Source organism: Nostocoides sp., from assembly GCF_035343835.1.
In the GTDB taxonomy this organism is placed as follows: Bacteria; Actinomycetota; Actinomycetes; order Actinomycetales; family Dermatophilaceae; genus Nostocoides_A; species Nostocoides_A vanveenii.
Map to the genome: position 1 here is coordinate 1 of NZ_DAOQZV010000099.1, position 11,079 is coordinate 11,079.

Genomic DNA, 11,079 nt, shown 5'->3' on the forward strand with positions numbered 1-11,079 from the left:
CGGCGGCGGGCCGAGGATGCCGGCGTCGGCGACACCCTGCGCTCGACCCAGGGCGACGCCGACGACCTGCGCACCATCCTCAAGGCCCGCGTCGACCTGGTCTGCCTGCACGGCACCCTCGAGGTCGTCGACCACCCCAAGGCCACCCTGCGCCGGATCGCCGAGGTCGTCGTTCCCGGTGGCCACCTCTCGCTCGTCACCTCCCAGCGCCTGGCTGCTGTCCTGGCGCGGGCCCTGGCCGGCCAGTTCGCCCAGGCGCGCACCGCCCTCGACAGTCCCGACGGCCGTTACGGCCCGGCCGACCCGCTGCCGCGCCGCTTCGACCAGAGCGAGGTCGAGGCCCTGGTCACCCACGCCGGCTTCATCGTCCTGCGCAGCCACGGCATCCGGCTCTTCAGCGACCTGGTGCCCTCCATCTATCTCGACTCCGACTCCGAGCGGGCCGCCCTGATCGACCTCGAGACCGCGGTCGCCACCCACCCCGAGTTCGCCGTCCTCGGGCAGATCGGGTCGGCCCTGCACGTCGTCGCCCGCCGCCACAACTAGCGCCACACCCACCAGCGACCCTCGGCCCCAGCCCCCACGCCGCCCACCTCCGTCCCAAAGGCCCAGCCGATGTCCCGCCGCCAGTTCCGACCCCCACCCCGGGCCGGCGCCGCGCCCCCGGACGACACCGGCTGCACGATCCTGCACGTCGACATGGACGCCTTCTTCGCCAACGCCTCCCTGCTCGCGCGGCCCGACCTGATCGGCACCCCGGTCGTCATCGGCGGCGCCGGCAACCGCGGCGTCGTCCTCTCCGCGACCTACGAGGCCCGCGCCTTCGGCGTGACCTCGGCGATGCCGATGGGCCGCGCCCGCCGCCTGTGCCCGCAGGCCACCGTCCTGCCCCCCGATCACGAGCTCTACAGCCGCATCTCCGATGCCGTCATGGCGACCTTCGAGAGCATCACCCCGTATGTCGAGCCGCTCAGTCTCGACGAAGCCTTCCTCGACGTCTCCGGCGCCGTCCGCCGCCTCGGCAGCCCCGCGACCATCGCTTCGCAGATCCGCGACACGGTCCACGACGAGCAGGGCGTCACGTGCTCGGTCGGGGTCGCCCCGACCAAGTTCGTCGCCAAACTCGCCTCGGGGGTCTGCAAACCCGACGGCCTGCTCGTCGTCCCGGTCGCCGAGGTCGTCACCTTCGTCCAGCAACTCCCGGTGGGCGCCCTCTGGGGAGTGGGGGAGAAGACCGAGGAGCATCTCGGCCGGCTCGGCCTGGTCACCGTCGCCGATATCGCCCACACGCCCGAAGCCACCCTGCGCCGCGCCCTCGGCGCGACCGGCAGCCACCTGCACGACCTGGCCTGGGGCCGCGATCCACGTCGCGTCGAGCCGGTGCACCGCGAGAAGAGCATCGGCGCCGACGAGACCTTCCCGGTCGACGTGGACGACCCGGCATACATCCATCGGGAGCTGCTTCGTTTGTCGCAGAAGACCGCCCGGCGGATGCGTTCGGCCGGCCTGGTCGGTCGCACCATCTCGATCAAGGTCCGCTTCGCCGACTTCACGACGATCACCCGGAGCAAGACGCTGCGCGACCCCACCGATGTCAGCCAGGAGGTCTACGCCATCGCCGTGAGCCTTTATGACGCGCTCGGCCTGCAACGCGCGCGGCTACGCCTGGTCGGGGTGCGCGTCGAAGGCCTGGTCAAGGCCGCGAACGCTCCGGTCCAGCCCACCCTCGACGAGCCCGAACACGGCTGGCGCGACGCCGACCGGGCGCTCGATCGGGCAGTCGCGAGATTCGGGTCGGGCAGTGTAGGACCTGCCAGTTTGCTGAGGAAGCGATGACACGCCCTTCCCCCCGGGAGTTTCCCGATTTATCCTGCCCCCTGGACGAGATTCCGAGGACTCGGCAACCTTTCTGATCGCTCTGCTCGTCATACTGGATATAAACGTCATCGTTCCGGCAGCACACCAGCCGGACACGCGCAGTTGGAGGCCGCTATGTCGCTGTCGGAGCGTGAGCAGCAGCTCCTCGACCAGATGGAGCAAGCGCTCTATGCCGAGGACCCACGGTTCGCGTCGCAGATGCAGTCGGTGGCGACGCGACGCTCCCATACGCGGCATCTGATCGGCCTGGTCGGCGTGCTTGCTGGGCTCGGCCTGGTCCTTCTCGGCGTCAACACCACCTGGATCGTCGGTGCCGTCGGCTTCGTCGTCATGGTCGCCGCCTTGGCGTATGCCTTCGCTCCGTCCCGCAAGCAGCACGCCCCCTTCGGCGTGGTGCGCGACGACGGCTCGGTCGGCTCCGCTCGCCGCGCCGGCAAGGGGCACAAACTGGGTCGCGGCCGGAGGCCGCAGTCCGGCACCTTCATGGAACGACTCGAGGGCCGGTGGGATCGCCGCCGCGGCGGGTGGTGACCCGCGAGTCCTCGCAGGCCCAACGGCATACGGCCCCCGGAACAGTGCTCCGGGGGCCGCCGTGTGTCTCGAGCCGGTCGCGTCAGCGGGTGACGAGCACGCCGATCACCCAGGTGGTCAGGATGAGCAGCCCGGCCGACAACTCGATGCCGATGCTGTGCAGCACGCCGCGCAGGGCCGCCTTCGTCGAACGCCAGGCCGCATCCTTGTCCTGTGACTTGCTCAACTCGAGAAGGAAGATCGCGAGCACGAAGCCGAGCGGCCCGCCGATGACCGGCACGACGAAAAAGCCGATGATGCCGACGGCCACCCCGAGGAAGAGCGTCAGATTGGAGATGCCTGCCGCCTTCATCCGCTTGCCGGGGATGAGGAATTGCGCGACCAACCCGCAGCCATAGATCGCGACGCATAGGCCGAAGACGACCCAGCCGGCCGTCGTCGAAAGGTCCAAAGCCCAGATGAGCACGCCGATGAGGGCCACGATCAGGCCGGGGATCACCGGGATGATGACCCCGAGCAGGCCGACAATGACGAGCAGCCCGGGGAGCACGATGCTCGCCGCGGGCTGCTCGGTCATACCGCGCAGGAGTGCGGTCATACCTGGGGGAGGGCGGCCGATTCGGTCAGGCGGTCGCTCTCGTCGTCGATCTCGGCAAGATCCCGCAGCGCGGGCAAGTGCTTGCGAGAGTGGTGGAGACAGAACAGGAGCTCGCCGCCGGCGTGCAGTCGCGCGCGGACGAACGCCTGAGCGCCGCACCGGTCACAACGATCCGCCGCCGTCAGGGCCGGAGCCAATGCCGCATTCACGTCGATTACCTTCTTCCTCACGCTCGAGCTCGATCGGCACGTGCTGGTCGTTCTAGACGCCGGTTGACCCGGCGTCGGTTGCAACAGTCAAACACGCCGGATGCTTCCCGGACGCACGACACCCCATTCGAGATGCAGTCGAGACCGGCCTCCCAGGGGTTGTCGGTGCCCCGGGTTACGGTGGGCGCGAGCAGTCGAGAGGAAGGACGCCCGTGCCCGGCGCGAGCCGCAACACCAGCTACACGGCCCACCATCTGCAGGTCCTCGAGGGGCTGGAGGCGGTGCGCAAGCGACCCGGCATGTATATCGGGTCGACCGACGGCCGCGGCCTGATGCACTGCCTCTGGGAGATCATCGACAACTCCGTCGATGAGGCCCTCGCCGGGGTTTGCGACACGATCACCGTCATCCTGCACGCCGACGGCTCGGTCGAGGTCGGCGACAACGGCCGCGGCGTGCCCGTCGACATCGAGCCGCGTACCGGGTTGACCGGCGTCGAGGTCGTCTACACCAAACTCCACGCCGGCGGGAAGTTCGGCGGCGGCTCCTACACCGCCTCCGGCGGCCTGCACGGTGTCGGCGCCTCGGTCGTCAACGCCCTCAGCGCGCGCCTCGACGTCGAGGTCGACCGCGGCGGCAAGACCCACGCGATGAGCTTTCGCCGTGGCGAGCCGGGCACCTTCACCGACGGCGGCGCGCCCAGCCCCGAGAGCGACTTCACCCCGTATGAGGACACGCCCACCTTACGGATCACCGGCAAGGTCGCGCGGGCCCGGACCGGGACGCGCGTGCGCTACTGGGCCGACCGGCAGATCTTCATCAAGGACGCCGAGTTCGACGACGAGGCGCTGCGAGCCCGGGCCCGGCAGACCTCCTTCCTCGTCCCCGGCCTGCGAATCGTCGTGCGCGACGAGCGCGGTTTGCCCGGGACGCTGGGGGCCGACGGGCCGCACGAGGAGGTCTTCCAGCACGACGGCGGCATCAGCGAGTTCGCCGACTACCTCTCCACCGATGAGCCCGTCACCGATATCTGGCGCCTGCAGGGCAGCGCCACCTTCACCGAGACCGTGCCCGTCCTCGATGCGAAGGGGCATATGACCCCGACCGAGGTCGAGCGCGAATGCGGGGTCGACATCGCGGTGCGCTGGGGGACCGGCTTCGACACCATGGTTGCCTCCTTCGTCAACATCATTGCCACGCCCAAGGGCGGCACCCACATCATGGGTTTCGAGCAGGCGTTGCTGAAGGTCTTCCGCCGCCAACTCGAGCTCAACGCCCGCCGCCTGAAGGTCGGCACCGACAAGGTCGACAAGGACGATGTGCTTGCCGGGCTCACCGCGGTGGTCACCGTGCGGCTGGCCGAGCCGCAGTTCGAGGGCCAGACCAAGGAGGTCCTCGGCACCCCGGCCGTCCGAGCCATCGTCGCGCGTGTGGTCGAGCAGGAGTTGACCGAGCGCATCGAGCGGCCGGAGCGCGGCAAGAAGCAGCAGGCCGACCAACTGCTGGAGAAGGTCGTCTCCGAGATGAAGTCGCGCATCTCCGCGCGCCTGCACAAGGAGACCCAGCGCGCCAAGAACGCCCTGGAGAGCTCGACTCTGCCGGCCAAGCTCGCCGACTGCCGCAGCAATGACACCGAGCGCACGGAGTTGTTCATTGTCGAGGGCGACAGCGCGCTCGGCACCGCCAAGCTGGCCCGCTCCAGTGAGTTCCAGGCGCTGCTGCCGATCCGGGGCAAGATCCTCAACGTCCAGAAGGCCTCGGTCGCCGACACCTTGAAAAATGCCGAGTGCGCGGCGATCCTCCAGGTCGTCGGCGCCGGCTCCGGGCGCACCTTCGACGTCGAACAAGTGCGCTACGGCAAGATCATCATCATGACGGACGCCGACGTCGACGGCGCCCACATCCGCACCCTGCTTATCACCCTGTTCTTCCGTTATATGCGCCCGCTCGTCGAGGCGGGACGCCTGTATGCCGCGGTGCCGCCCCTGCACCGCATCGAGGTGGTCAACCCCGGCAGCAAGCCGAACGAGTTGATCTACACCTACTCCGAAGCCCAGATGCGCACCACGGTCGCGGGCTTGACCAAGCGCGGTCGGTCGATCAAGCAGCCCCTGCAGCGCTACAAAGGCCTGGGCGAGATGGATGCCGACCAGTTGGCCGAGACGACGATGGACCCGCTCCACCGGACTCTCCGTCGGGTCACCGCCGAGGATGCCCAACAGGCCGCGCTCACCTTCGAGTTGCTGATGGGCAATGACGTCGCACCCCGGCGCGATTTCATCGTGGCGGGCGCGGCCCGGCTGGACCGGGAGCGCATCGACGCCTGAGCGGCCAGCGGGGGCGAGGACACGGGCATACGGCTAATCCCCAACGGGCGGGTATGACCTGGGACACTTTCGGGCAGGCGGCCCGGGGCTGGCTCGGGCCGGTGACGTCAGGAGGCCCTCATGAGCCAGGCCGCAGTGACCGAGCACCCGAGCGGCACGACGCACACTGAGCTGAAGCGGGTGATGGGTCCGCGCCTTCTCCTGCTGTTCATCGTCGGCGACATCCTCGGCACCGGTGTGTATGCCCTGACCGGCCAGGTTGCCGGTGAGGTCGGGGGCGCCGCGTGGGCGCCCTTCCTCGCCGCCTTCGTCGTCGCGACGATCACCGCGTTCAGCTATCTGGAGTTGGTCACGAAGTATCCCCAAGCGGCCGGCGCGGCGCTCTACACGCACAAGGCATTTGGCCTGCACTTCGTGACCTTCATCATCGCCTTCACGGTCATGTGCTCCGGGATCACCTCGGCCTCCACTGCCTCGAATGCGTTCGCCGGCTTCCTGCGCGACGGCCTCGGAGCGGAGTGGAAGGCGGGCAGCACTCCGCTGCTCCTCGTCGCCCTGGCCTTCATGGCGCTCGTGGCCGCCGTCAACCTGCGCGGCGTCGGTGAGAGCGTCAAGGCCAATGTCGTGCTCACCCTCGTCGAACTGTCTGGCCTGCTGTTGGTGATCTTCATCGGTCTGTATGCCGTGACGCAGGGCAAGGCCGACTTCTCCCAGACCATGGTCTTCGAGAGCCCGAGCGACAAGAGCACCTTCTTTGCCATCACCGCGGCGACCTCGTTGGCCTTCTTCGCGATGGTTGGCTTCGAGGACTCGGTCAACATGGCCGAGGAGTGCCGGGACCCGATTCGCGACTTTCCGCGGATGATGCTCACCGGACTCGGCATCACCGGCGCGATCTATGTCCTGGTCTCGCTCACCGCGGTCGCGCTCGTGCCGGTCGGCACGTTGGCGGACCCCAATGAGGGGTCCGCGTTGACCCAGGTGGTCGCTGCCGGTGCGCCCAACTTCCCCTTCGACAAGGTCTTCCCCTTCATCGGCATGTTCGCCGTCGCCAACTCGGCGCTGATCAACATGCTGATGGCCTCGCGCCTGCTTTACGGCATGGCCAAACAGGAAGTCCTGCCGCCCGTGCTCGGGCGCGTGCACCGCACCCGTCAAACCCCGTGGGTGGCGATCCTGTTTACCACCGCCATCGCCTTTGGCCTGATCTACTACGTCGTCCGCGCCAATGGGTCGGCCTCGGGCAAGAACGCTGTCGGACTGTTGGGCGGCACGACGGCGCTGCTGCTGCTGTGCGTGTTCACGGTCGTCAATATCGCCCTGCTCGTGCTGCGCAAGGACAAGGTCGAGCACACACACTTCGTCGCGCCGACGATCCTGCCCTATCTCGGCGCGGTGACATGCTTCTTCCTCGCCGGCCCCTGGGCGCGCAGCGACGCCCAACAGGAGCAGTACAAAATCGCCGGCGGCCTGCTCGCCCTTGGTGTCATCCTCTGGGCCCTGACGTGGATGGCCAACCGCGCGATCTACGGCAAGCGCACGTTCCTGCGCGACCCCGAGGACCTCGACGTCGATATGGACACGAGGAACTGAGGCCTCCGCGGCCCGGCCAAGTGCGGCATCGACTGGGTCCACGTGCGCCACGAGGAGGCCGCCGCCTTGCCGCCGCGGCCGAGGCCCAACGGACTTGGCCGGCTCGCCGTATGCGCGGGCTCCGGCGGCCCCGGCAACCGGCACCTGATTACGTTGCGATGGCCCGCAGCAATCTGCGCACTACCCCGCGCTGACGCCCGACGTCAGCCGGCTGCCTGCGGCGGGGCGGTCGTCTGCCGGGGGATCAGGTGGGTGGCCAGTTCGATACGGGTGGCCGGCGTGCGAGTGTCCCGGTTGCGCACGGCCGCCAGCAGCAACTGGGCTGCGGCGCGTCCCTGGGCCGGGACGTCCTGGTGCACCGTGCTCAGCCCAAGTGCCCCGGCGAAGGAGTGATCGTCGATTCCCATCACCGACAGGTCTTCGGGCACGCGCAAGCCCGTGCGAGCCGCGGCCCCCAGGGCCCCGATCGCCATCTCGTCCGAGGCCGCGAGCACCGCGGTCGGGCGCCGGTCGCTGCGCAATAGTGGCTCGACCGCCTCCATCGCCCCGTCGGCGGTCCAGTCCGCGGCCAGCACCCAGCCCTCGCGCACCGGGACACTCGCGTGCACCAGCGTCTCGCGGAATGCCGCGACCCGCGCTGCGGGCGTCGTCATGTGCGCGATCGACCCGACGGGCGTGCCGACATACGCGATCTCGCGGTGCCCGAGCGAGAGCAGGTGCGTGACGGCGGTCCGGGCCGCGCGGTGATCGTCGATCAGCACGGTGGGGGAATCGCCGATCTGGGTGCCGACGCACACCATGGGCAGGTCGAGTTTGGCGAGCATGGCCTCCTCGGCCGGTGTAACCGCGACATTGAGCCAGAGGATGCCGTCGACGCGCTTGGCGAAGAACTCCGGCCGGAAGCGCCCCGGCGCCCCCGGCCCGGCTTCGAGCGAGAAGAGCATGACGTGATAGCCGGTCTCGCGCAGGTTCTGCTCGATCGCCGTCACGATGGAGGCGAAGAACCAGCGACTCATCATCGGCGCGACCACGGCGATGACGTGGGTGCGTCCGGAGGCCAGTGACATCGCCGTCGGCGAGGCGACATAGCTCAGCTCGTCGGCGGCGGCCAAAACGCGGGCGCGGGTGCGCGGGTCGACCTTGGCGCTGCCGTGCAGCGTCCGCGACACGGTTGCTACGGACACGCCGGCCCGCTGCGCGACATCGGCGATCGTCACCATCGACGACCCCTCCTACTCCTCGGTGGCCTCGACATCGTCAGACTCTGCCGTATGCCCCCCGTCTGCGGCGAGGGCGGTGCCGGTCAGTTCGCGCGGCGGGCCGGCAATGCTGTCGATGATCGACGCGGCCGGTATGCCGGAGCCGTCCCGTTTCCCGGTCGCCGCGGGCAACTCGATGGCGACGCCGTTCGCGGCAGATGCCCGGGCCGGGAGAGCGCCGGCCCAGGCCAGCACCAGGACGTCCTCACCTTTGAGGAAGCGGTGCGCACGCACGCCACCCGTGCCCCGGCCCTTGGGCGGATACTCCGCATACGGGGCCACCTTCAGGGCGCCGGCCTGGGTGCCGGGCAATGCGTCGGACGTGCCGCTCGACGTGACGACGATCGCCTCCCCAGCAGAGGGGACGACACCGAAGAAGGCGACGCGATCCGTCGGCGCCAGCCGGATGCCGGCCATCCCGCTGGCGGCGCGCCCCTGCGGACGCACCGCTGTCGCCGGGAAACGCAAGAGTTGGGCCTGCGCGGTGATGAAGATCAGATCGTCGTCCGCGCTCAGCACCTCCGCGGCCCCCACCACGCTGTCGCCGGGACGCAGCGCGATGACCTCCCATTCGGTCCGGCCGACCGGGTAGTCCGGGCTGACCCGCTTGACGACGCCGGTGGCCGTGCCGAGGGCAAGCGTCGGTGCGTCCGGTCCGATCGTCGCGAGGGTGAGCACCCGCTCGTTCCGCGCCAACTCGACGAACGCCTTCAGGGGTGTCCCACCGGCGAGGTTCGGTGCGCCGCTGGTCGGTGGGAGGGTGGGCAGGTCCAGGGCGGGGAGGCGCACCATACGGCCGGCGGTGGTGACGACCCCGACCTGGCCGCGGGCGGTGGTGCGCACCGACCCGACGATCGCGTCATGCTTGGCGCGGCCCCCGGCGGCGGGGATCGGGTCGGCGCCTGCGGTGCGGGCCAGCAGGCCGGTCGAGGACAGCAACACCCAGCACGGGTCGTCGGCGACTTCCAGCGGCGTGGTGGCAGTGGCCGGGGTGCCGGCGGACTCGAGGAGCACCGTGCGGCGTGGCGTGCCGTGTGCCTTCGCGACGTCGGCCAGTTCGCTCGACACCAGCTTGCGGAGCAGGGCGTCGTCGGCAAGGAGGGCTTCCAACTCGGCGATCTCGGCGCGCAGGGTGTCGCGCCGGTTCTCCAGCTCGATGCGGCTGAACTTGGTCAGCCGGCGCAGGCGCAGCTCGAGGATGTAGTCGGCCTGGACTTGGGTCAGGTCGAAGACCTGCATCAAGCGGGTCCGCGCCATCTCGGTGTCGTCGCTGCTGCGGATGATCTGGATGACCTCGTCGATGTCGACGATGGCAATCAGCAGGCCGTCGACCAGGTGCAGCTCGTCGACGCGCTTGCCGAGACGATAGGTCGTGCGCCGCCGGACGACGTCGATGCGGAAGTCGACGAAGACTTGCAGCAGCTCCTTCAGGCCCAGGGTGCGCGGCTGGCCACCGACGAGGGCGACGTTATTGATCCCGAAGGAGTCCTCCATCGGGGTCAACTTGTAGAGCTGCTCCAGGACGGCATCGGGGTTGAAGCCGTTCTTGATCTCGATGACCAGCCGCAGGCCGTTCTTGCGGTCGGTGAGGTCTTTCAGGTCGCTGATGCCCTGCAATTTCTTGGCCTGCACGAGCTCCTTGATCCGCGCGGTGACCTTCTCCGGCCCGACCTGATAGGGCAACTCGGTGACGACGATGCCCGTGCGGCGCGGCGTGATCTTCTCAATGCGCGTCGTGGCCCGCGTGCGGAAGACGCCGCGCCCGCTCAGATAGGCGTCCCGTATGCCGTCCAGCCCGACGATGCGACCGCCCTCCGGCAGGTCGGGGCCGGGGACGAAGCGCATCAGGTCGGTCAGGGAGCAGTTCGGGTGGGCGATCAGGTGGCGCGCGGCGGCGATGACTTCGATGAGATTGTGCGGCGGCATCGAGGTGGCCATCCCGACGGCGATACCGGTCGTGCCGTTGACCAGCAGGTTGGGGTAGGCCGCGGGCAGAACGGCCGGCTGTAGGAGCTGGTCGTCGTAGTTGGGGACCTCGTCGACGGTCTCTTCGTCGAGCCCGGTGACCATGAGGAGGGCGGCGGGCGCTAAACGGGCCTCGGTGTAGCGCGAGGCGGCCGGACCGGCGTCGAGGGAGCCGAAGTTGCCGTGCCCGTCGACCAGCGGCAGCCGCATGGCGAAGGGCTGAGCCATCCGCACCAGGGCGTCATAGATCGCCTGGTCGCCGTGCGGGTGGTATTTGCCCATGACGTCGCCGACGACCCGCGAGGACTTGACGTGGCCGCGATCGGGCCGCAAGCCCAGCTCGTGCATGCTGTAGAGAATGCGGCGTTGCACGGGCTTGAGCCCGTCGCGGCCATCGGGCAGCGCGCGGGAGTGGATGACCGAGACCGAGTATTCGAGGAAGGCGTTGCGCATCTCCTCGCTGACATCAATGTCGACGATCTGGCTGTCATCCGGGGGCGGATTCTCGCCGCCGGGGCGTGGGCCGGCCATACGTGCGGTATCTCCTTCGGCGGCGTGCGCCGGTCTTGATGGTGCCGGTCACCCGGGCTGGGCTGCCGGGCTGGGGCCTTCGTGTTCGGCATTCTCGCGGACCGACGCCGGTGCGTCGGGCGTGGGCGCGCCGAAGCGGCCCCAATGAACGTAGTCCTCGGGGCCGCGCCGGCGGCGGTGGCGCGCCG

At 69.3% G+C, this 11,079-nt stretch carries 9 protein-coding genes; 5 read left to right on the forward strand and 4 right to left on the reverse strand.

The window, feature by feature from the left end:
• The 3 genes from PKH97_RS08725 to PKH97_RS08735 form a co-directional block, all read left to right on the forward strand.
• Positions 1–546, forward strand: a 546-nt coding sequence (locus tag PKH97_RS08725; protein WP_324387019.1) for a methyltransferase domain-containing protein, incomplete at its 5' end; no start/stop codon positions are given.
• A 69-nt stretch (positions 547–615) separates the two neighbouring features.
• Positions 616–1,836 (forward strand): DNA polymerase IV, encoded by a 1,221-nt coding sequence (gene dinB / locus PKH97_RS08730; RefSeq protein ID WP_324387020.1) that lies wholly within the window; start codon positions 616–618, stop codon positions 1,834–1,836.
• A 156-nt stretch (positions 1,837–1,992) separates the two neighbouring features.
• Positions 1,993–2,409, forward strand: coding sequence for a DUF3040 domain-containing protein (locus PKH97_RS08735; RefSeq protein WP_324387021.1), 417 nt, complete (start codon positions 1,993–1,995; stop codon positions 2,407–2,409).
• Positions 2,410–2,491: 82 nt separating this feature from the next.
• Here the strand turns inward: PKH97_RS08735 and PKH97_RS08740 are convergent, their stop codons facing one another.
• Positions 2,492–3,007, reverse strand: a complete 516-nt coding sequence (locus PKH97_RS08740; protein ID WP_324387022.1) for a DUF456 domain-containing protein — start codon at positions 3,005–3,007, stop codon at positions 2,492–2,494.
• Complete coding sequence (locus tag PKH97_RS08745) at positions 3,004–3,216, reverse strand: hypothetical protein (RefSeq protein ID WP_324387023.1); 213 nt, start codon at positions 3,214–3,216, stop codon at positions 3,004–3,006. Before PKH97_RS08745 ends, PKH97_RS08740 begins: the two co-directional genes overlap by 4 nt.
• A gap of 212 nt (positions 3,217–3,428) precedes the next feature.
• Here PKH97_RS08745 and PKH97_RS08750 point away from each other — a divergent pair, with 212 nt between their 5' ends.
• Together PKH97_RS08750 and PKH97_RS08755 are read left to right on the forward strand one after the other, a co-directional pair.
• Positions 3,429–5,543 (forward strand): DNA topoisomerase IV subunit B, encoded by a 2,115-nt coding sequence (locus tag PKH97_RS08750; RefSeq protein ID WP_324387024.1) that lies wholly within the window; start codon positions 3,429–3,431, stop codon positions 5,541–5,543.
• Positions 5,544–5,663: 120 nt separating this feature from the next.
• The gene (locus tag PKH97_RS08755) at positions 5,664–7,136 is read left to right on the forward strand and encodes an APC family permease (RefSeq protein WP_324387025.1); all 1,473 of its coding nucleotides are present in this window, start codon (positions 5,664–5,666) and stop codon (positions 7,134–7,136) included.
• A 203-nt stretch (positions 7,137–7,339) separates the two neighbouring features.
• Here the strand turns inward: PKH97_RS08755 and PKH97_RS08760 are convergent, their stop codons facing one another.
• Both PKH97_RS08760 and PKH97_RS08765 read right to left on the reverse strand, forming a co-directional pair.
• The gene (locus tag PKH97_RS08760) at positions 7,340–8,356 is read right to left on the reverse strand and encodes a LacI family DNA-binding transcriptional regulator (protein WP_324387026.1); all 1,017 of its coding nucleotides are present in this window, start codon (positions 8,354–8,356) and stop codon (positions 7,340–7,342) included.
• A gap of 12 nt (positions 8,357–8,368) precedes the next feature.
• Positions 8,369–10,891: a DNA topoisomerase IV subunit A gene (locus tag PKH97_RS08765; protein WP_324387027.1), complete on the reverse strand. Its 2,523-nt coding sequence runs from the start codon at positions 10,889–10,891 to the stop codon at positions 8,369–8,371.
• Positions 10,892–11,079 lie beyond the last annotated feature (188 nt).

Bases quoted from the DNA above. Each gene is read 5' to 3' on its own strand.
- dinB (WP_324387020.1), top strand. From the start codon at position 616: ATGTCCCGCCGCCAGTTCCGACCCCCACCCCGGGCCGGCGCCGCGCCC.
- PKH97_RS08755 (WP_324387025.1), top strand. From the start codon at position 5,664: ATGAGCCAGGCCGCAGTGACCGAGCACCCGAGCGGCACGACGCACACT.
- PKH97_RS08735 (WP_324387021.1), top strand. From the start codon at position 1,993: ATGTCGCTGTCGGAGCGTGAGCAGCAGCTCCTCGACCAGATGGAGCAA.
- PKH97_RS08760 (WP_324387026.1), bottom strand. From the start codon at position 8,356: ATGGTGACGATCGCCGATGTCGCGCAGCGGGCCGGCGTGTCCGTAGCA.
- PKH97_RS08740 (WP_324387022.1), bottom strand. From the start codon at position 3,007: ATGACCGCACTCCTGCGCGGTATGACCGAGCAGCCCGCGGCGAGCATC.
- PKH97_RS08765 (WP_324387027.1), bottom strand. From the start codon at position 10,891: ATGGCCGGCCCACGCCCCGGCGGCGAGAATCCGCCCCCGGATGACAGC.